A 22,169-nucleotide genomic window follows, 5' to 3' on the forward strand; every position below is an offset into this window, starting at 1 on the left:
CGGCCGGCGGATTCCTACGACCACCGGCCCCGCTTCGCCTCCATCGCGGCCTTCCCCTCGGCTCCCTTCCGCTTCCAGTCCTTCTTGATCTCGGCCCGGAGCCGCGCGTCGGTCTTGGCGACGATCCACTGGTTCTCCCGCAGCAGCTTGCGGTAGCTCTCCAGCCGCCGCTGTGGAAGTTCCCCGTTCTCCACGGCGGACCGCACCGCGCAGCCCGGCTCGGACTCGTGGGCGCAGTCGTGGAACCGGCACCGCCCGGCCAGCTCCTCGATCTCGGTGAACACCTGCCCGACGCCGGTCTCGGCGTCGAAGAGGCCGACGCCCCGCAGCCCGGGCGTGTCGATGAGCACCCCGCCGGAGGGCAGGGCGAGCAGGTTGCGGGTGGTCGTGGTGTGCCGCCCCTTGCCGTCGACGTCCCGGGCCGCCTGCACCTCCATGACGTCGGCGCCGACGAGCGCGTTGGCGAGGGTGGACTTGCCCGCGCCGGACTGGCCGAGCAGCACGCTCGTACCGGAGCCGACGAGCGCGACGAGCACGTCGAGTCCGTCGCCGTGCAGGGCGCTGACGGTGAGGACGGGCACGCCGGGCGCGCTGGTCTCCACGTCCTGCACGAGGTGGGCCAGGGTGACCGGGTCCGGCACGAGGTCGGCCTTGGTGAGGACGACGACGGGCTGGGCGCCGGACTCCCACGCGAGGGCGAGGAAGCGTTCGACGCGGCCGAGGTCCAGTTCGACGGCGAGGGACACGGCGACGACGGCGTGGTCGACGTTGGCGGCGAGGATCTGACCCTCGGACCGCTTGGAGGAGGTGGAGCGGACGAAGGCGGTGCGGCGCGGCAGGTAGGCGCGCACGTACCGGGGGTCGCCGCCGGGGTCGACGGCGACCCAGTCCCCCGTGCACACGACCTTCATCGGATCGCGGGGCACGACGAACTCGGTGTCGGCGCGGACGGTGCCGTCCGCGGTGACGACGTCGCACTGTCCTCGGTCGACCCGGACGACCCGTCCGGGCAGCAGCCCGTCGGCCTCGAACGGGGCGAACGCCTCGGCCCAGGACTCGTCCCAGCCGTAGGGAGCCAGTGCGGAGAAAGCAGCGGAGGTGGAAGTCAAGGGAGACCCTTCACAAGGGTGGCCCCGGGCAGGCGCGTACGGTGCGCGGTCGGTTCAGCCGGCGGCCACGGAGGTGGACTTGATGAGTTCCTGGATGAGGGCAGCGCCCAGCACAGTGACAGCCATCTGTCGACACCTCCTCGTCCTCGCTCGCGCGTCCGCACACCACCTCGGCGTGCCCGGCAACTGTAGCCCGTGGACGGGCCGGTACGTCAAAGCGTTTTCCGCACGGCCGGAATCGTTCCGCTCTCGCGGTCAGCCCACCGTGCAGGGCGAGCCGTTGAGCGTGAAGCGGTACGGCGTGCGGTTCGCGTCCGCCCAGGAGCCCAGGAAGCCGAAGGACAGGGTGCCGTGCGCGGCGACCGCCTTGTTGTAGTCGGCGGCGGTGGCGGTGACTCGGGGGCCGTCCTGGTGGACGGTGGCGTCCCACATCTGGCCGACCTGCTGGCCGTCGCGGAAGGTCCAGGACACCGCCCAGCCGGTGAGGGCCTCGTCGGTGGTGACGCTGACGGTGGCCTGGAAGCCGTCGGGCCACTGGCTGTCCAGCTCGTAGGCGACCCGGCAGCCGGCCGACCGGGTGGTGGCGGGGGCGCTCGTGGGGCCTGCGCGGTGGGTGGCGGAGGAGGTGCCCTGGGGTTCGGGGTCGGGCTTCTGCCGGGCGGGCGGGCCCTCGGTGCGCGTCGCGGAGGCCGGGGCGGAAGGGGAGTCCGTGGCGGTGGGGCGCGCCGCGGTGCGGGAGACGCCCGGGACGGCGACCGGCAGCCGGTCGTCCTGGGCGGCGGCGGTGTCGTCGCCGGAGCCGCCGAACGGCACCATCGACACGCCGAGCGCCAGCGCCGACAGCAGCACCGCGGCGGCGAGGAGCCCGCCGCGCAGCACGCGGCTGCGGCCCGTGCCCTCCTCGCGGTCGTCGGGGTCGGCGCCGCCCGGGCGGCCCGCGCCGAGGCGGACCTCGGTGGCGCGGCGGCGCCGTTCGAGGTAGGCGAGGCCGCCCCAGCCGATCACTCCGCCGGCCAGCGCGCCGGGCAGTCCGCCGCCGTGCAGGCGCAGGCAGGCGGCGGCCTCGGCGCACCGCACACAGGTGGCGAGGTGCCGGGAGAGGTCGCCGGGGGTCTCGGCGGTGGGCGAGCGGGTGACCGCGTCCAGCAGGCGGGCGTAGCTGCGGCACTGCGCGTCCATCGGGGAGTCGAGGTGGGCGCGGTGGCAGCGGTCCCGGAACAGGCCGCGTACTTGGTCGAGTTCGTCGGCGACGGTGGCCGGGTCCAGGCCGAGCCGGCGGGCCACGGTGGGCAGCGGGAGCGCCTCCACCTCGGCCAGCCAGAGCAGCGCGGCGTCCGCCTCCTGCATGTCCCGCAGGCCCCGCAGCGCGACCGGCCGCCCGAGCGGCGGCCCGGAGAACCGGGCGGCGTTCTCGGAGTTGAGCCACAGCCGCAGCTCGGGGTCGAGCTTGTGCCCCTGCCCGTCGGCCTCCCAGGCGGCGGCGGTGGTGCGTACGGCGGTGAGCAGCGCCGGGATCGTCGGCAGCCGTGCGGTGCGGCTGCCGGCGCCGCGCACATGGGTGCTCGCGGCGGCGCGGACCTCGCGCATGCCGAGCGTGAACGCCTCGGTGGCGAGCTGGTGGGCCGTCAGGGACCCGGAGGTGCACAGGTCCGCGTACGCGAGCACCGCGTCCCAGCACTCGGAGAACAGCGCGGCCTCGGTGTCGTCCTGAGGGATCGGCAGGTCGGGCATGGGACTCCTGCATCCACGAGCGAGGGCAACTCACCAAAGGGAAAAGGGAGTTGCGGGGAACCCCGCGGCAGGGCACAGAGCCTTTCACGCTTCCGCCACAACTGACAAGCGGCCTGTTCACATCCGGCTACCGACAGTGGTGGCGGGCGCGCGTGAGGCGGTCAGCCCGCAACTCCGGCCTCTGGTACGGACGTGGACGCGGTTCTGCTCACCGGGTCGCACCCGGACCTCGCCGGGACTCGACGGGTCACACCCGGACGGGCTCCTCCCCCGTCTCCGTCCCCTCCGCCGACGTGCCGTCCGCGGGCAGGCTGTCCATGAAGGAGCTGACCGAGAAGACCGCGCGGCCGGGGCCGGGCGGGCCGTAGCCGGGCGGGGAGGACAGGCCGAAGTCGTCCATGGTCTGCCGGTAGGCCTGGAGCAGCCGGATGTGGTACTCCAGCGGCGCGCCCTGCGGGTTGGCCTTGCCGAGCGGCGTGGTGGGCTCGGGGCACCAGGTGGTGAAGCGCGGGGTGATGCCGTGCGACATGAAGAAGCGCAGGCCCTCGGTGGTGGAGGCGATGGCCTCGTCGACGGTGGTGAAGCCGAACGGCTCGGCCATCTCGACGCCCGCCACGAAGTTGGGGATCACGTTGCGCGCGCCGAACACCTCGGCGGAGTCCAGGATGCGGCGGTGCCACTCGTCCCGGCCGACGTAGCGCTCCTTGCCGGGGCAGTACAGCTCGAACAGCCGGCGGTCCCACACCTCGAAGTTGGGGTGGTAGATCTGCACGCCGTAGTCCTTGAACCGCTGCACGTCGGCCTTGGGCAGCGCCTGCGCGACGACCTTGCCGATCCAGCGGCCCGGGAAGCGCTCCTCGATGGCCTTGGCGTAGTGGCCGTAGAAGTCGGCCTCGTCCCGCCCCGCCACCTTCGACGTGATCGCGCCGCCGGTGAGGGTGTAGGCCGTCGACGCCTTCTGGGTGTCGTACCGGTCGATGATCTCCAGCGCCTCCAGGACCTCCTCGACGTCCTTGACGCCGGTGTAGGGCCGGCCGGCGGCCTTGTGCTGGCGCCAGTTGTGATTGATGTCGCAGTACTGGCACTCCTCCTTGGCGCCGAAGTACTGGCAGACCCGGAAGACGGTGAGGTAGATCAGGTAGCCCCACTGGATGGTGGGCGCGACCTCCATGACGGACTTCCCGTTGGAGAGGGTGTGCCGGTAGTACTCGGGCATCGGCGGCACGCCGACGTCGGCGATGCGCCTGCCGTCGAGGTACAGCCCGAGCAGCCCTTCCTCGTCGGCGGCGACCCGGTACGGCGAGGCGGGGTTCACCCGTACGGAGACGACCGTGCGCCGCAGGTCGTACGGGCCTCCCGTCAGGATGATCTCCTCCGGGGGCCGGCGCAGCGCGGCCTCGCCCAGCTCGGGCAGGGTGCCGTGGTCGAAGGAGAAGATGAAGTACGACTTCGGTTTGACGTCACCGTCCTCGTTGTCGCTGAGGGCAGATCTGTCGAAGGCGACACCACCCCGGAGCAGGTCCTCCTTGAAGACGGCCTCCCGCGGCACCTGCGGGAACCGCTCCATCAGATCCTCGACCAGCGCGGTACGACTGCCCATCCGTCTGTCTCCTCCCGGCTCAGGCGTACGCCTCTCACCGTATGCCCCCGCCACCGGCGGACCCGTGCCGGGGCCCCGGCGATCCTACCGTTACGCCCCTTGTGTCAGAGTTCGCGGAGAATTGACGGGGTGCCGTCGTTCCGGCTCGCCGTGCGCGCGGAATCGCGGAGGGCCACGGGCGTGCCGAGGGCTCAGGCCGTCCGTCCCAGTTCCGCGGGGTCGACCGGGTACCGCAGACCCTCGCCCGCCGACAGGCGCTCGGCCTCCTCCACGACGACCCGTCCGAGCCGGGCCACCTCGTTGCCCTGCGAGCCGGCCAGGTGCGGGGTGACGAAGGCGTTCGGCAGGTCGTACAGCGGGGAGTCGGCGGGCAGGGGTTCGGGGTCGGTCACGTCCAGCACGGCGCTGAGGCGTCCGGCGCGCAGCTCCGCGATCAGCGCCTCGTGATCGACCAGGGCGCCGCGCGCGGTGTTGACCAGCACGGATCCGGTGGGCATGAGGGCGAGTTCGCGGGCACCGATCAGATGACGGGTCTCGGCGGTCTGCGGGGCGTGCAGCGTCACGATGTCGGAGGTGCGCAGCAGCTCGTCCAGCGGCAGCAGCGGCACAGCGAGCCGGGCGGCCTCCGCGGCGTCCACGTACGGGTCGGCGAGCGTGACCGCGAGGTCGTACGGGCGGAGCAGTTCGAGCAGGCGGCGGCCGATCCGGGAGGCGCCGACGATGCCGACGCGGCGGCCGTGGTTGCCGATGCCGGGCAGGACGTCGCCGTAGGGAAAGGCCCGCCGGTCGCGCAGCCGGTCGCGGAGGGCGAAGACGTCCTTCCCGGTGAGCAGGATCATGGCGAGGGTGTACTCGGCGACGGGCACGGCGTTGGCGGCGGCGGCCGAGGAGACGGCGATGCCCCGCTGCCACACCTCGGGCGTGGTGAAGCCCTTGACCGAGCCGGCCGCGTGCAGCACGGCGCGCAGTTTCGGCGCGGCGTCCAGGACGGCGGCGTCCAGGCGGGGACAGCCCCAGCCGGTGATCAGGATCTCGGTGCGGGCGAGGACCTCCCGCACCCGGGCCTCGGTGAAGTCGTGCGCCACCAGAGCGGGATCGATCTCCACGCACGCGCGCAGCCGGGCGAGCAGCTCCGGCGGGAAGACGAGCGGGGTGTTCCGGGCCGTCATGGCGAACAGCGCCTGGGGACGCTCGGGCAAGGAGGTGACCTTCCGGCTCGGTGACGCTCGGACAGCAACCGGTCTCTACCGTAGGTGGCGGCGAATGAGAGGGTCAACGGAGACGCAACGCTCCAGGAGGGGACGCAGGCATGGCTGAGACCGCAGGGACGACGGGGACCACAGGGACGGGCGGAACCGGCACGGGCGCGGTCACCAACTGGGCACGCACCGTCACGTACGCGGCGCGCGAGTTCCACCGTCCGCGCACGCCGGAGGAGCTGGCGGCGCTGGTGGCGGGGAACACGCGGGTGCGGATACTGGGCAGCGGGCACTCCTTCAACCGGATCGCCGACCCGGGCCCGGACGGCATCCTCGTGTCCACCGCCGGGCTGCCGCAGACGATCGACGTCGACACGACGGCGCGTACGGTCCGGGTGTCGGGCGGGGTCCGCTACGCCGAACTGGCCCGCACGGTCCACGCGCACGGTCTCGCCCTGTCCAACATGGCGTCGCTCCCGCACATCTCGGTGGCCGGCTCGGTGGCGACGGGCACGCACGGCTCGGGCGTGACCAACGGCCCGCTGGCGTCGGCGGTCCGGGAGGTGGAGATGGTCACCGCGACCGGGACGACCGGGACGACGGGCCGGGACGACGCGCGGTTCGACGGTGTCGTCACCTCCCTCGGCGCGCTGGGCGTCGTCACCGCGCTCACGCTCGACCTGGAGCCGGCGTACGAGGTGGAGCAGCGGGTCTACACCGAACTTCCGCTGGACGGCCTGGACTTCGAGGCCGTGGCGGCCGCGGGATACAGCGTGAGCCTCTTCACGGACTGGCGGCGGCCGGGCTTCCGGCAGGTGTGGGTCAAGCGGCGCACGGACCGGCCGGCGGTGGACTTCCCGTGGGCGGCGCCCGCGACGGAGCCACAGCACCCGGTGCCGGGCATGCCCGCGGCGAACTGCACCGAGCAGCTCGGTGTGCCGGGGCCGTGGCACGAGCGGTTGCCGCACTTCCGGGCGGAGTTCACGCCGAGCAGCGGGGAGGAGATCCAGTCGGAGTACCTGCTGCCGCGGTCGGCGGCGCTGGACGCGCTGCACGCGGTCGACGGCATCCGGGAAACGGTCGCCGGGGTGCTGCAGACCTGCGAGGTGCGGACGATCGCCGCCGACGCGCAGTGGCTGAGCCCGGCCCACGGACGGGACTCGGTCGCGCTGCACTTCACCTGGGTGCGGGACGAGGCGGCGGTGCTGCCGGTGGTGCGCCGGCTGGAGGAGGCGCTGGAGCCGTTCGACCCGCGCCCGCACTGGGGGAAGGTCTTCCAGACCCCCTCGGCCGTACTGCGCGATCGGTACGCGCGGTTCGCCGACTTCCGGGACCTGGTGCGCGTCCTCGACCCTTCCGGCACGTTCGCCAACGCCTTCGTCCGGGACCTCCTCGACCGCTGACGGCCGTTCGGCGGGGCACTTCCTCCACGCCCCGCTTTCTCCACCCCCTTTCCAAACCCCTTGTCGAAAGTCCCTCCCAGCCCATAGCCTGACGTCCGCGCCGGTGCCGAAGCCGCCCCGGCCCGCACTGGTCCGTACGGCAGGGGAGGGGCAGCCACGTGAAGCGCACCTCACGTGACATCCGCACCGCGAACCGCTACGAGGTGCTGCGCCAGATCATCGCCGAGTCTCCCACCTCCCGTCAGGAGCTGGCCGCGGCCACCGGGCTGAGCCTCGCCACGGTGGCCACGCTCGTCGGTGAGCTGCTGGACCTCCGCATGATCACCGAGGTCGGGTTCGAGGACTCGGCCGGGGGCCGCCCCCGGGGGCTGGTCGCCGTCAACGCGTCGGGGGGCGCGCTGATCGGCGTGGACATCGCCGAGACGTACGTCCACGTGGAGCTGTTCGACCTGGCGCTCGACGTGCTGGCCCGCGCCGACGAGGACATGCGGCCCGGTGAGAGCCGCCCCGAGCAGGTGGTCGGGCACGTCGCCGCCGCGGTCGGCTCGGTGGTCGCCCAGGCCGGCATCGAGGCGGCCCGGGTGCTGGGCGTCGGGGTGAGCGTGCCGGGCCAGGTCGACCGGGACACCGGGGTCGCGGAGTACGCGCCCAACTGGAACTGGCACGACGTGCCGTTGCTGGACCTGCTCGCCGAACACATCGCCTACCCGCTGTACTTGGACAACCCGCTGCGGGCCTGCGCGGTGGCCGAACTGTGGTTCGGGGCGGCGCGGGGCCGCGGGGACGCCGTGGTCGTCAACCTCGGCACCGGGGTGGGCGCCGGTCTGGCCCTCGGCGGCGGGCTGCACCGCGGGGTGAGCAACAGCGCCGGCGAGTGGGGGCACACCACGCTCGTGCTGGACGGCCGGCTGTGCCACTGCGGCAACCACGGCTGCGTGGAGACCTACGTCGGCGCACCGGGCATCATGCAGAACCTGCGCGAACTCGACCCGCGCTCGGCCCTGTTGCACCCCGGGGACCAGACGGCCACCATCGACGCGCTGGCCCGCGCGGTCGCCCAGGACGACCCGGTCGCGCTCAAGGTCGTCCGGGACACGGCCCGTTACCTCGGCGCCGGCATCTCCGACCTGATCAATCTGCTCAACCCCGAAGTGGTCGTGCTCAGCAGCTGGGTGGCCTCCCGGCTGGGCGAGCCGCTGCTCGGGGAGGTCCGCCGGGCGGTCGCCCGGCACGCCCTGGGCCGGCCGTTGGCCGCCACCGAGATCGTCCTCTCCCCGATCCCCACCGACCCGGTGTCCCTCGGCGCGGCCACGTTCGCGCTGGAGGGGGCGCTGCAGTCCGTCGGGCAGCGGACCAGCACCAAGCGCACCACCGCAACCGCAAGGAGCCGTACCGCACCGCCTTCGTGACGACGGAAGGGATGCACGTGTCCGACCCCCACACCTCCCGGCCCCCCGCTTCCCGGCCCCGGATGCCTCGGCCCCGCACCCACAGACCGGTCCTGCTGACGGCCTCGGCCGCGCTGGCCGTCACCGGAGCCCTGCTCGGCTCCCCGCCCGCGAGCGCCGCCGGCACCGCCGCCGCCCCGGCCACCGCCGAGGTCTCCCCCCACGCCGCCCAGACCATCGACAACATAGGCGCGTCCGGCGCCTGGTGGGTCAACGACCTGAAGAACTTCGACCCGAAGGTCCGGGCCCGGGTCGCCCGGCTGCTGTTCTCCGAGGACGGCCTGGATCTCAGCTCGTACCGCTACAACATCGGCGGTGGCGGCACCGGCGTGACGTACGCGCCGCGCGCCCCCGAGGACTTCCTGGACCCGGACGGCGGCTACGACTGGAGCAAGGACGAGGCCGGCCGTTACTTCCTCCGCGCCGCCGCCGAGTACGGCGTCGAGGACCTGATCGGGTTCGTCAACAGCGCTCCGGCCGCGTGGAAGACGAACGGCAAGAGCTGCGGCGGTCATCTGAAGGCGGAGAACGAACAGGACTTCGCGAAGTACGTCGCCGACGTCACCGACCACTTCGCCGGGCAGGGCGTACGGCTGGACTACATCAGCCCGTTCAACGAGCCGACGAACAGCTTCGACTCGTGCGGCCAGGAGGGCATGCTCGTCGACGTCCCCCAGCGCGACGACATCGTGCGCGCGCTCGGAGCCGAACAGCGGGCCCGGCACCAGAAGGCGACGATCATCGCCGACGAGTCGACGAGCACGGTGAAGTTCAACACCGAGGTCCCGCAGTGGATCTCCCAGCCGGGCACGGCCCAGTACGTCGCCAAGCTGGCCCACCACACGTACGACAACCCGGGCGACGCCGACCGGGCGCAGGTGTACGAGACGTCCAGGGCGGCCGGCAAGGAGTCCTGGTCGACGGAGATCTGCTGCTTCGGCAAGGGCGGAACGGGCTGGGCGCAGGAGTACGACCCGACGATCGACGGCGGGCTCAGCCTGTCCAGGATCGTCTACAAGGACTTCGCGACCGCCCATGACTCGGCGTTCCAGTGGTGGGTGGCGCTGTCGGAGATGATCGGCAGCGATCCGACGGCCCGGAACGACGAGGGCTGGAACGACGGCCTGATCTACTACGACCCGGACTACGCGAAGAACGGCAACCAGACCCTGTACGTCACCAAGCGCTACTACGCGCTCGGCCAGTACAGCAGGTTCGTCCGGCCGGGCGCGGCCCTGCACGACGTGACCGGCGCGCCGGACGGCGTGGAGGTGTCCGCGTACGACGGGAACGGCGACTGGGTGGTCGTGGTCAACAACCACAACGCGACCGACACCGCGCTGAACCTGCACTTCAACAGCCGGACGCCGGGGCGGGCCACCCGGGCCGTACGGACCTCCGCCGACGAGAACTGGGCGAAGGTGGCGAAGCCCTCGGTCGCGGGCGGCACGGTGTCCGCGACGCTCGCGGCCCGTTCGATCACGACGTACGTCTTCGACCGGAAGGGACACGGGAGTTCGGCGCTGACGGGTGCCCTGGTGGGCGAGCAGTCCGGCAAGTGCCTGACGGCCGATGCCTCGGGTGCCACGATCACCGGCTGCACGGGCGCCGCGGGGCAGTCCTGGTCGTACGACGCGAGGGGCACCCTGAAGGGCGCCAACGGCTATCTGACGGCCGGGAGTTCGGGGCTCACGGCCTCAGCCGCGTACAGCGGTGACGGCACGCAGCGCTGGCTGCTGAACGCCGACGGGCAGATCGTGAACGACGCGTCGGGCAAGTGCCTGGACGTCAGCGGACAGGCGACGGCCGACGGCTCCAGGGTGATCCTCTACCGCTGCACCGGCGGCGCCAACGAGGCCTGGACCAGGCAGTAGCGCGACCGCTTCCCCGACCGGGGGCCGCCGGTCACTCCCCTGACCCGGCGGCCCTCATCTCGCCTGCTCCGGACGGGTGTTCGCGATCCCGAACCGCGTACAACAACTCGCACGGGCTTCGTCCAACCCCTTGCCGAAGGCTTAGCCGAAGGTTAGCGTCCCGCACCACGCCCCGATGCGAGGCCTTCGCGGCCGCCGGGGTGAGAGCCGCAGTCGCACCCGAACAGACAAGGACGCCACCATGTCGGCACAGCGCAGCACCTGGGACCGCCGTTCGATATTCCGCGCCGCCGCGGGCCTGGCCGCAGCCGGCACGCTCGCCGCGTGCGGCGGCAACAACGGCCGGGGCGGTGGCTCCGGTTCGGGCAAGCAGCTCGTCCAGTACTTCCACGCGTACGGGGAGCCGGGCACCGAGCAGGCGATCAAGCGGTACGCGAAGGCGTACTCCAAGGCCGGCGTGACCACGCAGTGGATCACCGGCTCGAACTTCGAGAGCAAGCTGTTCGCGTCCCTGCTCACCGATCAGGCGCCCGACCTGTTCGAGTTCCACCCGCAGATCCAGCTCGTCCGCAGCGGCCAGGTGGCGGACCTCACCGACATCGTCGGGCCGGTCAAGGACGACTTCAACCAGGCCGACATCAGGTCCCACACGGCCGATGGCAAGATCTACGGCGTCCGGATGATCGACGACCCCCAGTTCTTCTTCTACCGCAAGTCCCTGCTGGAGAAGGCGGGCGTCGAGCCGCCGCGGACGCTCGACGAACTGATCGAGGCCGCCGCCAAGCTGACCACCAGCAAGGTCAAGGGCCTGTTCCTCGGCAACGACCTGCACGCGGTGATCAACCCGCTGATCTGGTCGGCCGGCGCGGACACCCTGAACGAGAAGAACGAGATCGCCTACCACACGGACGGCGTGGTCGAGGGCCTGAGGAAGATGCGCAAGCTCTTCACCAGCGGCCATCTGCTGCTGGACGCCCCGGCCGACTTCTGGGACCCCTCCGCGCTCAACCAGGGCCTCACCGCCATCCAGTTCTGCGGCATGTGGGCCATGCCGCAGTTCCAGCAGACCCTCGGCGACGACCTCGGCGTCATGCCGTTCCCGAAGGTCACCGACGCCGGCAAGCCGTCCGTCTACAACGGCGGCTGGTCGATGTTCGTCAACGCCAAGGGCAGGCACGTCGACGCGGCCAAGGAGTACGTGAAGTGGCTGTGGATCGACCAGAAGAAGTACCAGGAGGACTGGGCGACCTCGTACGGCTTCCACATCCCGCCCCGCACCTCCATCGCCCGATCGGCGAGCAAGCTGAAGTCGGGCCTGCCGGCGGAGGGCGTGAAGCTCTTCAACGAGTTCGGGCACTTCGACAACATCGGCTGGACCCAGGCGATGATCACCGCCACGGAGAACCTGTTCGCCGACTGCGTCCGCAAGGGCGGTGACCCGGAGGCCGCGCTCGACAAGTGCGACAAGACCGTGAACGCCGAGCTGAAGAAGCTGTTCGGATAGGCCGCCGGACGGATCACGACATGTCTACGACCACCACGCGCGGCCTGACGGGCCCCGCCCCGGCCGAGGTCTCCAAGGCACGGCCACGACGGGGGCTGCGGGGCAGCGGCACCTTCCACTTCTGGCTCTTCACCGGCCCGTTCCTCATCGGGCTGATCGTCTTCGTCTACGTGCCCATCGTCTGGAGCCTCTACCTCAGCTTCTTCGAGGCGCGTTTCACCGTCACACCCAGCGACTTCGTCGGTCTGGGCAACTACCGGGACATCCTCGCCGACAGCCAGTTCACCGGCTCGCTCGTCACCTTCACCGTCTTCGCCGCGTTCATCGTGCCCACCACCTGGGCGGTCTCCCTCGGCCTCGCGCTGCTGGTGAACCGGCTGACGTTCATGCGGGCGTTCTACCGGTCGGTGTTCTTCCTGCCGACGGCGTGCAGCTACGTCGCGGCCTCCCTGGTGTGGAAGATGTCCCTCTTCAACGGCGTGCGCTTCGGCCTGGCGAACACCGTCCTCGGCTGGTTCGGCGTGGACAACATCGCCTGGCTCGCCAACCCCGACCCGCCGTGGTACTGGCTGGTCATCGTGACCGCCCGGCTGTGGCTCCAGTCCGGCTTCTACATGATCCTGTTCCTAGCCGCGCTCCAGAACATCCCGCGGGAGCTGTACGAGGCCGCCTCCATCGACGGCGCCAAGCCCGGCTGGCAGACCTTCCGGCACATCACGCTGCCGCAGCTCCGGGCCACCTCCACGGCCGTGATCCTGCTGCTGCTCGTGGCGGCCTACCAGGCCTTCGACGAGTTCTTCAACCTGCTGTCCAAGACGACCTGGGGCCGCCCGCCGCTCGTCGACCTGTACTACACCGCCCTCGGACAGGACCAGAACTACGGCAAGGGCAGCGCCGGCGCCATGCTGCTGACCGTGCTGATCTGCGTCGTCACCCTGTTCCAGGGCAGGATCATGGGCTTCGGAAGGGGTGACGAGTCCAAGTGACCGCGACCGCACCCGAGCCCCGCGAGCGCGTCCGGCGCGGCGGGGTGATGGGCTCCACCGGGCTGTACATCGCCACCGGCGTCGCCGCGCTGCTCTTCCTCGTCCCGTTCTACGTCCTGGTCCGCAACGCCCTCTCCACCGACCCGGAGATCACCGGCGAGGACTGGAAGCTCTTCCCCACCCACATCCAGTGGGGCAACATCACCGAGCCGTTCGACGACCCCACGGTCGACTTCGGCCGGTCGATGGCGAACTCGCTCGTCGTCGGCATCCTGCACACCGTCGGCACGCTGCTCGTCTGCTCCCTCGCCGGCTACGCCCTGGCCCGCATCCCGTACCGGCACGCCAACAAGATCTTCTACGCCGTGCTGGTGACCCTGATGGTCCCCACGGCCGTCACCTTCGTGCCCAGCTTCGTCCTCGTGTCGTCCCTCGGCTGGGTCGACAGCTACCGCGGTCTCATCATCCCGGGCCTCTTCAGCGGTTTCACCTGCTTCCTGTTCCGGCAGTACTTCCTCGGGTTCCCGAAGGAGCTGGAGGAGGCGGCGCGCGTGGACGGGCTCGGCTACTGGGGCGCGTACTGGCGGGTCGTCGTACCGAACTCGCTGAACTTCTTCGCGGCGATCGCCACCATCACCTTCATCAGCGGCTGGAACTCGTTCCTGTGGCCGCTGGTCATCGGCCAGGACCCGAGCGCCTGGACCGTCCAGGTCGCGCTGTCGTCGTACATGACCAACCAGACCGTCAACTACCACCTGATCTTCATGGCGACCGCCATCTCGATCCTGCCCCTGCTGTTCGTCTTCCTCTTCCTCCAGCGCTGGCTGGTGCAGGGGATCGCGCAGACCGGCATCAAGGGCTGAACTAGGAGACCGATGTCCTTCCACACCCGCACCGACTACGTCGAGGACGTCTCCCCGGGGTCCGGGGCGCTGCCGCCGCGCGCCTGGTACGCGTCCTCCGACGCCCCGTCCCTCTCCCTCGACGGCGGCTGGCGTTTCCGGCTGTCGGACACGGCCGACGCCCAGGACGACTCCTTCGCGGCGGAGGGGTTCGACGCCGGCGACTGGGCGGAGGTCACGGTCCCGGGCCACTGGGTGCTCCAGGGCCACGGCTCCCCCGTCTACACCAACCACCTCTACCCGTTCCCGGTCGACCCGCCCCGGGTGCCGACCGAGAACCCGACCGGCGACCACCTGCGCGTCTTCGACCTGCCCTCGGACTGGCCGGCCGACGGCGAGGCCGTACTGCGCTTCGACGGCGTGGAGTCCTGCGCCCGGATCTGGCTGAACGGCACCGAGCTGGGCGAGTTCAAGGGCTCCCGGCTGCCGCACGAGTTCGCGGTCGGCCCGCTCTTGAGGACCTCGGGCAACGTGCTGGCGGTGCGCGTCCACCAGTGGTCGGCGGGCTCGTACCTGGAGGACCAGGACCAGTGGTGGCTGCCGGGCATCTTCCGGGACGTCACCCTGCTGCACCGCCCGGCGGGCGGTGTCCGGGACTTCTTCGTGCACGCCTCCTACGACCACGTGTCCGGCACCGGCACCCTGCGCGTCGACTCCGACGTGCCGGGCCGGGTGACCGTCCCGGACCTCGGTGTCGACGTCCCGGCCGGCGAGCCGGTGACCGTCCCGGCCGAGCCGTGGACGGCGGAGACGCCGAGGCTCTACGACGGCGTGCTGGCCACCGAGGGCGAGCGGGTGCCGCTGCGCATCGGCTTCCGCACGGTGGAGCTGTCGGACGGCCTGATCAAGGTGAACGGCCGCCCGGTGCTCTTCAAGGGCGTCAACCGGCACGAGTGGCACCCGGAGAAGGGCCGGGCCCTCGACCTCGCGACCATGCGCGAGGACGTGCTGCTGATGAAGCGGCACAACATCAACGCCGTCCGCACCTCCCACTACCCGCCGCACCCGGCCTTCCTCGACCTGTGCGACGAGTACGGCCTGTGGGTGATCGACGAGTGCGACCTGGAGACGCACGGCTTCACCGAGCAGGGCTGGCGGGACAACCCCGTCGACGACGACCGCTGGACCCCGGCCCTGCTCGACCGGGCGGCCCGTATGGTCGAGCGGGACAAGAACCACCCCTCGGTCGTCGTCTGGTCGCTCGGCAACGAGGCCGGCACCGGCCGGGGCCTGACCGCCATGGCCGAGTGGATCCGCGCCCGTGACGCCTCCCGGCTCGTGCACTACGAGGGCGACCACACCTGCCGTGACACGGACGTCTATTCACGGATGTACGCGAACCACGCCGAGGTCGAGCGGATCGGCCGGCGTCTGGACGGCGGACCACTCAGGCGCCGCGAACTCCCCTTCATCCTCTGCGAGTACGCGCACGCCATGGGCAACGGTCCCGGTGGACTCGCCGACTACCAGCGGCTGTTCGAGGCCCACGACCGGCTCCAGGGCGGCTTCGTCTGGGAGTGGATCGACCACGGCATCGCCCACCCCGAGCTGGGCTACGCCTACGGCGGCGACTTCGGCGAGGAGCTGCACGACGGCAACTTCGTCTGCGACGGCCTGCTGTTCCCGGACCGGCGGCCCTCCCCCGGCCTGGTCGAGTACAAGAAGGTCGTCGAACCGGTCGCCGTCACGGGCGACGGCACGGCCGGCACCCTCCGTGTCACCAACAAGTACGACTTCGCGGACCTGTCGGCGCTGGCCTTCTCGTGGTCGTACGAGGTCGAGGGCGAGACAGTGGACTCGGGCAGCCTGTCGGTGCCCGCGCTGGCCCCCGGCGAGTCCGCCGAGGTCAAGCTGCCCGCCGTGCCGGCCGGTGCCCCGGCGGGCGAGGCGCACTGGACCGTCCGGGCCGTGCTCGCCTCCGCCACCTCCTGGGCGCCGCGGGACCACGTCGTCGCCTGGGGCCAGCTACCGGTGTCCGCGCGCCGGAGGCCGTACGTCGCCGCGACCGCCCGCCCGGCACCCGGTGACGGGGTGATCACCCTCGGCCCGGCCGTCTTCGACGCCCGCACCGGGGCGCTGCGGACGATCGGCGCGGTACCGGTCACCGGTCTGCGTCTGGACGTGTGGCGTGCCACCACCGACAACGACGACGGTGCCGCCTGGCAGAGCGACCTGCGCTACGGCCTGCTGTGGCGCAAGCTCGGCCTGCACCGGATGCGGCACCGCCTGGACGCGGTCGAGCTCGGCGAGGACGCGCTGACGGTCCGCACCCGGGTGGCGCCGGCCGCCCGGGAGCTGGGGCTGTCGACGGTGTACCGCTGGACGTCGGACGGGGAGCGGCTCCGGCTGGCCGTGTCCACCGTCCCGGACGGCGACTGGACCGTCCCGCTGCCCCGCCTCGGCATCCGCTTCGGGCTGGCCACGGCCGACCGGGTGCGGTGGTACGGCGGCGGGCCCGGTGAGGCGTACCCGGACACGCGGACGGCGTCCCGGATCGCTCTCTGGCAGTCGACGGTGGACGAGATGCAGACGCCGTACGTCCGCCCCCAGGAGAACGGCGCGCGGATCGACGTCCGCTGGGCGGAGCTGGGCGGCCTGCGCGTCGAGGGCGACCCGGCGTACTGGTTCACCGCCCGCCGCTGGACCACCGAGCAACTGGACGCGGCGGCCCACCGCACGGACCTGGTGCCCGGCTCCGGCGCGGGCGTCTGGGTCAATCTCGACCACGGCCAGCACGGCATCGGCTCCCAGTCCTGCGGCCCTGCCCCGCTGCCCCAGTACCACCTGAGGGCCGAGCCGGCGGAGTTCTCGTTCGTCTTCTCCCCGGCCGTCACCGCGGAGACCAGGTGACCGGCACGGTCCTGGCGCCCACCGCGGCCGGCCGGCTCTTCTCCCGGCCGGCCGCGGTCGCGTCCTGCGTGGGTTTCGTCCTCATCGGCACGCTCCAGGCGCTGTACGGCCCGGCGGTCCCGGGCCCGCGCGCCGCTGGCGACGGCGGCACTGATCCGGGTGATCGGGAGGGACGCCCCGTGAGACGGCTGTTCACATGACGGTTTTCCCAACTGCCTTTCAAACCAGGAGAGTTGGCGTGAACATGACTCACATGCGACCGAACAGAAGAGTTCCCGGGATCCTCGCGGCGGGTGCGCTCACCCTCGCCGGACTCACCGCCTCCGCCGGCACCGCCCAGGCCGCCGAGCCAGGGAGCTTCAGTGTCCTGACGTACAACGTGGCCGGGTTGCCGGAGGGCCTCAGCTCCAGCCATCCGGCCACCAACACCCCGCTGATCTCCCCGCGACTGGCGGGCTACGACATCGTCAACGTCCAGGAGGACTTCAACTACCACGCGGCGCTCTACGCCGGGGACGACCACCCCCACCGCACGGCGACCAGCGGCGGCGCGGGCATCGGCGACGGCCTCAACACCCTGTCCCGCTACCCGTTCGAGGACTTCGAGCGGGTGAAGTGGAAGGACTGCACGGGCACCAACTGCCTGACCCCCAAGGGCTTCACACTGGCCCGGGTGCGGCTCGCCGAGGGCGTCTACGTCGACGTGTACAACGCGCATCCCAACGCCGACGACACCGAGGACGCCCTGGCCGCCCGGCGCGCCAACATCGCGCAGCTTTCCGCCTTCATCCAGGCCAACTCGGCGGGCAACGCGGTGATCGTGATGGGCGACACCAACACCCGCTACACCCGCGCCGGCGACAACCTCCGGACCCTGGTCGCCGACAACGGTCTGACCGACGCCTGGGTGCGCCTGGTCAGGGGCGGTACGGCCCCCGCGCAGGGCGCCGATCCGCTGCTGTGCCCGGCGTCCGCGCCGCCCGACGACTGCGAGGTGGTCGACAAGGTCCTCTACCGGGGCAGCAACCTGGTCTCCCTGACCGCGACCCGCTACCAGAACGCGTGGGCGACGTTCCTGGACGCGGCCGGCGGCAACCTCTCCGACCACTTCCCGCACACCGTCGACTTCTCCTACGCCCCCAACCCGGGGCTCCGGGCGAGCGACTTCTTCGGCGGCCCGCACGGCACGGCCTTCGACGACGCCGACGACCTGCCGGCCGCGCCCGCCCCGCGCACCCTCACCCTGCGCGGCGGCGCGCGCCTGGACGCCGTGTCCCTCACCCACGACGGCGGTACGGTCCTCGGCCACGGCGGCACGGGCGGTACCGCCGCCTCCCTCACCCTCGCCGCCGGAGAACACCTCACCTCGGTGAAGCTCACCCAGGGCCGGAAGGACGGCCGCACCCGTATCTTCTCGGCCGCCTTCACCACCGACCGGGGCCGCACCCTGTCGGCGGGCACGGCGACCACCGACACCACCACCTTCACGGCCCCCACCGGCTGGCAGATCGTCGGCTTCACCGGCCGCGCGGGCGACGGGATCGACAAGCTGGGCGTGCTGTACGCGCCGGTCCGCTGAGTGCGGAACGCGGGTGGTACTGGAACCCACTGTCCACATAACCCTAGAGGCTCTAGGCTACAACCTAGGATCCCAAGGGAGGTGGGCGGATGGCCCGGGTGGGAGTGACCGTCGAGCGGCTGGTGGCGGCAGCGGCGGAGCTGGCGGACGAGGCCGGCTTCGAGAACGTCAGCATCTCGGCGCTGGCCCGTCGCTTCGGCGTCAAGGACGCGAGCTTGTACTCGCACGTCCGCAATCTCCAGGACCTGCGCACCCGGCTCGCCCTGTACGCGGGCGGCGAGCTGATCGACCGGATCGCGGCGGCGGTGGCCGGCCGGTCGGGCAAGGAGGCGCTGCGGGCCTTCGCCGGCGCCTACCGGGACTACGCCCTGGAACACCCGGGCCGGTACGCGGCCACGCAGATCCGCATCGACCAGGCCCTCATCGCCGACTCCCCCGCCCTGCTACGCACCGCGCAGATCACCTACGGCATGCTGCGCGCGTACGGCCTGGAGGAACCGGACCTGACGGACGCGGTGCGCCTGCTGCGCAGCACCTTCCACGGCTACTGCCTCCTGGAGAGCACCGGCGGCTTCGGCGCGGACCGGGATGTCCAGGCCTCCTGGGACAAGGCCGTCGACGCCCTGCACCTCGCCCTCGCACACTGGCCCGAGGAGGGGTGCGCCGATGACTGACACACCGCACCACGACGTCACGGGCCGTGGTCCCGTGCTGCTGCTCGTGCCGGGCGGGGCCGGGCACCCGATGGGCCTCGGTCCGCTGACCGAGCGGCTGGCCGCGCGTTTCACCGTGGTGACGTACGACCCGCTGGGCCTCGCGCACGGCCGGCTCGGGCACCCGGTCGCCGAACAGCGGGTCGCGGACTGGAGCGAGGGCGCGCGCCGGGTGCTGGAGGCGGTGCTGCCGGAGGGCGGGACGGCGTCGGTGTTCGGCACCAGCTCCGGTGGCATCGCGGTGCTGGACCTGCTGGCGCGGTACCCCGCGCGACTGGCGCACGTGGTCGCGCACGAACCGCCGTGCGTGACGGTCCTGCCGGACGGGGCGGCGCGGCGGGCCGAGCTGATCGAGCAGCTCGACGGCCCCGGACGACCGCCCGCCGAGGGCGAGTCGGCGACCCCGACGGGAGTCTTCCTGGCCCGTGTCCTGCGCCCGTTCACCGCGTACGCGCCCGCCGTCACCCCGCCCCCCGGCCGGCTCACCATCGCCGCCGGCGCCGCATCGCGCGGTCAGCTCCTGCACCGCACGGCCGAGTTCCTCGCCGGACGCATGGGCTGTGCCTTCACCGAGTTCCCGGGCGGACATCTCGGCACGCTGGATCACCCCGTGGAGTTCGCCGACTCGCTCGTCGAGACGCTGCGTTCCAGCCCGCGGACATCGGCGTAGGAGGGGGTCGTACCGGCCGGGGCGCGTCCGGCCGCGATGTCGGCCATCGCGTCCAGGGCCGCGCCCAGCGCCCGCCGGTACAGCAGCGAGCCGAGGCTGACGCGGCGCACGCCGAGTCCGGCGAGGCGGCCGAGCGTGGGTCCGGCGGGCGAGTAGAGGACGTTGAGGGGGACGGCGGTGTGCCGGACGAGGGCCGCGATGCGCGCCGGGTCGGTGACGCCGGGTACGAACACCCCGTCGGCGCCCGCTTCCTGGTAGGCGTCGAGCCGGCGCAGGGTGTCCCGCTCGTCGCCGTCCCCCGACCAGTGGGTGTCGGTACGGGCGTTGACGAACAGGCCCGGTACGGCCGCCTTGACGGCGGCGATCTTCGCCGCGTGCCGGCCGGCCGGGCCCAGGCCGTCCTCCAGGTTGATGCCGACGGCCCCGGCGGCCCACAGCTCGCGGGCCAGCTCGGCGACCTCGGCCGGGTCGTCGCTGAAGCCGTCCTCGGCGTCGACCGAGAGGAGGTACGGCCCGGATCCGAGGGCCAGGGCGAGCCGCACGGTGTGCTCGCGGGTGGCGCCCTCCCCGTCGGGCAGCCCGACGGCCGCCGCGACCGCCAGGCTCGTCGTGCCGACCGCCGGGAACCCCCGGGCGGCGAGGGCGGCGGCCGAGGCGTGGTCCCAGGCGTTGGGCAGCAGCAGCGGCTCGCCCGGACAGTGGTGGAGGCCGGCGAAGGAGGCGGCGGGAACGGGCTCTGCGGTCATACGGCCACGCTAGGCCCCGGTTGTTTCGGCGCCCGCCGAAACAACCGGCACCCCGCCCGCCGAAGCATGCTGCGGCGCCCCTGCCCGCCGTCTCACCGAGGCGTCACCGCGGCGCCACCGACCAGGACGAGCCGGCGGGGACCTCGTCCGCGGCCGTGAACCGGAAGGCGGCGGCCGGCCCCTCGAACCAGCCGACCCGCACGTCGTAGCCCTGCTCGTCCGCGTCCGCCTCCCGCACCGCCACGGACACCAGCTCCGGCAGCGGCAGCGGGTCCGGCTCCCCGGTGAGCCGGGCGAGCGCCACGAACAGCGTGGCCCCGCCGTCCCCGGTCACCCCGATCAGCTCCGCCGACAGGCCGGTGACCGGGGCGAGTTCGACGCGTACGCCCTTCCCGCCCGGCCAGCCCGTCACCCGTACCGGCGTCCCGGGTGCCGCGCCCGCCACCAGATGGGCCCGGACCTCCACGGCACCCCGGACCACCACCAGGCTGGTGACGGTGATCCCGGCGCGCACGGTGTGCCGGGAGGCGATCCACCCCTCGCCGGTGCCGAGCGGCTCGATCTCCGTGCGGCCCGGATCGCCGTCGACGATCACGCTGTTGTCGTACGACGGCTCGGGCGCGGTGGCGGTCGAGTAGGCGAGCCGGGTGTAGTAGGGGTCGTAGCGGACGTCCTCGCTGCCGTGGTTGTGCAGCCGGACCACGCCGTCCGAACGGGTCGTCTGGAGCAGCCAGTTGGGTGCGGGCACCGGGTGGGCCGCGTCGGCGCGGTCGGCCGGGCCCGGCTCCTCCCGTGCCGTCCACACCTCGTGTCCGGGCGGCAGCAGCAGGCCGAGGAAGCCCTTGCTCGCCCAGTACGGTGACGCGGGGCCCGAGTAGGTCTGCGCGACGGACTCGTCGGGGCCGAGCCAGCCGAGCGGCAGCAGGCCCCGCTCGTCGACCGCGCCGCCGTCGAGGAAGTACCGCAGCGCTCCGGAGGCCAGCCGCCGTGTCTCGCCCGGGGGCAGCGGGGTGTGCCCGGTCAGGGCGCCGAGCCAGAGCGGGGCGGTCGTCGCGAAGCGGTAGGTCAGGGAGCGGCCCTGGTGCAGGGGGGCGCCGTCGGCGCCGAACAGGCGGGCGTAGTCGGCGAGGTGGCGGGACAACCGCCCGCCGTAGCGGGCGAGCAGTTCGGCGTCGCCCGCCAGCCATGCGTGGAGGACCGTGTACAGGTGCATGGCCCAGCCGTTGTAGTAGTCGAACTTCCGTCCGTCGCCGTCCGTGTACCAGCCGTCGCCGACGTACCAGCTCTCGACCCGTTCCAGTCCCCGGTCGACCGCCTTGCGCGCCTCCTCCTCCCGGTGGCCGGTCTCCGCGAGGAAGCCGCCGACGGTGACCGGGAACAACTCCCAGTTGCACGGCCAGGGTTCGGCGGTGAGCGCGTCCGCCAGCCAGGTGGCGGTGCGCTCGCGGACGGCGTCGTCCAGGCGGTCCCACAGCAGGGGCCGGGTGAGCCGCAGGGCGAGCGCGATGGAGGCGGCCTCGACCAGCGGCTGGCTGCGGTCCGTGATCCGTGGCCAGACCCCGCCGGGCCCGGCCGCCAGGCCTTCGGCGTACCGGCCGAGCGCGGTCTCGTCGCGGCGGAACGCGGCCAGCAGCAGCGTGCGCGCGAACCCTTCGAGGCCGTCGGAGAGGTGGCCGGCGTGGCTCACGTGGTCGCCGGGCAGGTGGTAGAGGGCGCGGTCGGGGGTGGCGTACGGCTCGACGGCGGCGAGCAGGGCGTCGGCGGCGGCCTCCCAGTGGGCGCGGGTGTAGCCGGTGTACGGGCTGGACACGCGGTCGTCGGCGGGCAGTTCGAGCACGGCGGTGACTGTCCTTCC

Annotated in this window: 16 protein-coding genes and 1 pseudogene; 11 read left to right on the forward strand and 6 right to left on the reverse strand. The window is 72.4% G+C overall.

Annotated elements, in window-relative coordinates:
- Window positions 1-14: 14 nt before the first annotated feature.
- The 4 genes from rsgA to OO52_RS22865 all read right to left on the reverse strand — a co-directional run bounded on the left by rsgA (window position 15) and on the right by OO52_RS22865 (window position 5,639).
- On the reverse strand, window positions 15-1,109 hold the full coding sequence (rsgA, locus tag OO52_RS22850; protein ID WP_030645738.1) for a ribosome small subunit-dependent GTPase A: 1,095 nt from the start codon (window positions 1,107-1,109) through the stop codon (window positions 15-17).
- Window positions 1,110-1,364: 255 nt separating this feature from the next.
- Complete coding sequence (locus OO52_RS22855) at window positions 1,365-2,840, reverse strand: cellulose-binding domain-containing protein (RefSeq protein ID WP_030645739.1); 1,476 nt, start codon at window positions 2,838-2,840, stop codon at window positions 1,365-1,367.
- 247 nt (window positions 2,841-3,087) lie between these two features.
- The gene (locus OO52_RS22860; protein WP_030645741.1) at window positions 3,088-4,440 is read right to left on the reverse strand and encodes a radical SAM protein; all 1,353 of its coding nucleotides are present in this window, start codon (window positions 4,438-4,440) and stop codon (window positions 3,088-3,090) included.
- A 191-nt stretch (window positions 4,441-4,631) separates the two neighbouring features.
- Window positions 4,632-5,639, reverse strand: a complete 1,008-nt coding sequence (locus OO52_RS22865) for a hydroxyacid dehydrogenase (RefSeq protein ID WP_030645744.1) — start codon at window positions 5,637-5,639, stop codon at window positions 4,632-4,634.
- A gap of 110 nt (window positions 5,640-5,749) precedes the next feature.
- On the opposite strand from OO52_RS22865, the gene OO52_RS22870 reads away from it, so the two are divergent.
- The 11 genes and pseudogenes from OO52_RS22870 to OO52_RS22920 all read left to right on the forward strand — a co-directional run bounded on the left by OO52_RS22870 (window position 5,750) and on the right by OO52_RS22920 (window position 19,568).
- A complete protein-coding gene (locus OO52_RS22870) occupies window positions 5,750-7,042 on the forward strand; it encodes an FAD-binding protein (RefSeq protein ID WP_030645746.1) in 1,293 nt (430 codons plus the stop codon).
- Between the two features lie 158 nt (window positions 7,043-7,200).
- Window positions 7,201-8,451 carry an ROK family transcriptional regulator gene (locus tag OO52_RS22875; protein ID WP_030645748.1) on the forward strand — a complete coding sequence of 417 codons (1,251 nt, stop codon included), beginning with the start codon at window positions 7,201-7,203 and terminating at the stop codon, window positions 8,449-8,451.
- 11 nt (window positions 8,452-8,462) lie between these two features.
- Window positions 8,463-10,364, forward strand: a complete 1,902-nt coding sequence (locus tag OO52_RS22880) for a glycoside hydrolase (RefSeq protein WP_420711410.1) — start codon at window positions 8,463-8,465, stop codon at window positions 10,362-10,364.
- A 241-nt stretch (window positions 10,365-10,605) separates the two neighbouring features.
- On the forward strand, window positions 10,606-11,868 hold the full coding sequence (locus OO52_RS22885) for an ABC transporter substrate-binding protein (RefSeq protein ID WP_030645750.1): 1,263 nt from the start codon (window positions 10,606-10,608) through the stop codon (window positions 11,866-11,868).
- 20 nt (window positions 11,869-11,888) lie between these two features.
- Complete coding sequence (locus OO52_RS22890) at window positions 11,889-12,854, forward strand: carbohydrate ABC transporter permease (RefSeq protein WP_030645751.1); 966 nt, start codon at window positions 11,889-11,891, stop codon at window positions 12,852-12,854.
- Complete coding sequence (locus tag OO52_RS22895) at window positions 12,851-13,717, forward strand: carbohydrate ABC transporter permease (protein ID WP_030645752.1); 867 nt, start codon at window positions 12,851-12,853, stop codon at window positions 13,715-13,717. Before OO52_RS22890 ends, OO52_RS22895 begins: the two co-directional genes overlap by 4 nt.
- A gap of 12 nt (window positions 13,718-13,729) precedes the next feature.
- Window positions 13,730-16,606: a glycoside hydrolase family 2 TIM barrel-domain containing protein gene (locus tag OO52_RS22900; protein ID WP_030645753.1), complete on the forward strand. Its 2,877-nt coding sequence runs from the start codon at window positions 13,730-13,732 to the stop codon at window positions 16,604-16,606.
- Window positions 16,603-16,737 (forward strand): annotated as a pseudogene (locus tag OO52_RS49830) (MFS transporter); the annotation flags it as partial. The gene OO52_RS22900 and the pseudogene OO52_RS49830, both read left to right, overlap by 4 nt.
- 122 nt (window positions 16,738-16,859) lie before the next feature.
- Window positions 16,860-18,185, forward strand: a complete 1,326-nt coding sequence (locus OO52_RS22910; protein ID WP_037629184.1) for a jacalin-like lectin — start codon at window positions 16,860-16,862, stop codon at window positions 18,183-18,185.
- An 89-nt stretch (window positions 18,186-18,274) separates the two neighbouring features.
- Window positions 18,275-18,859, forward strand: coding sequence for a TetR/AcrR family transcriptional regulator (locus OO52_RS22915; protein ID WP_030645757.1), 585 nt, complete (start codon window positions 18,275-18,277; stop codon window positions 18,857-18,859).
- Window positions 18,852-19,568, forward strand: a complete 717-nt coding sequence (locus tag OO52_RS22920) for an alpha/beta fold hydrolase (protein ID WP_030645759.1) — start codon at window positions 18,852-18,854, stop codon at window positions 19,566-19,568. The genes OO52_RS22915 and OO52_RS22920 overlap by 8 nt, the downstream gene beginning before the upstream one ends.
- On the opposite strand, the gene OO52_RS22925 is transcribed toward OO52_RS22920, so the two are convergent.
- Both OO52_RS22925 and OO52_RS22930 read right to left on the reverse strand, forming a co-directional pair.
- The gene (locus OO52_RS22925) at window positions 19,502-20,314 is read right to left on the reverse strand and encodes an isocitrate lyase/PEP mutase family protein (RefSeq protein WP_030645761.1); all 813 of its coding nucleotides are present in this window, start codon (window positions 20,312-20,314) and stop codon (window positions 19,502-19,504) included. The genes OO52_RS22920 and OO52_RS22925 overlap by 67 nt on opposite strands.
- Before the next feature lie 103 nt (window positions 20,315-20,417).
- Window positions 20,418-22,151, reverse strand: a complete 1,734-nt coding sequence (locus OO52_RS22930; protein ID WP_030645763.1) for a DUF2264 domain-containing protein — start codon at window positions 22,149-22,151, stop codon at window positions 20,418-20,420.
- Between the last annotated feature and the right edge of the window lie 18 nt (window positions 22,152-22,169).

Source organism: Streptomyces flaveolus (assembly GCF_000716535.1).
Taxonomy (GTDB): Bacteria; Actinomycetota; Actinomycetes; order Streptomycetales; family Streptomycetaceae; genus Streptomyces; species Streptomyces flaveolus_A.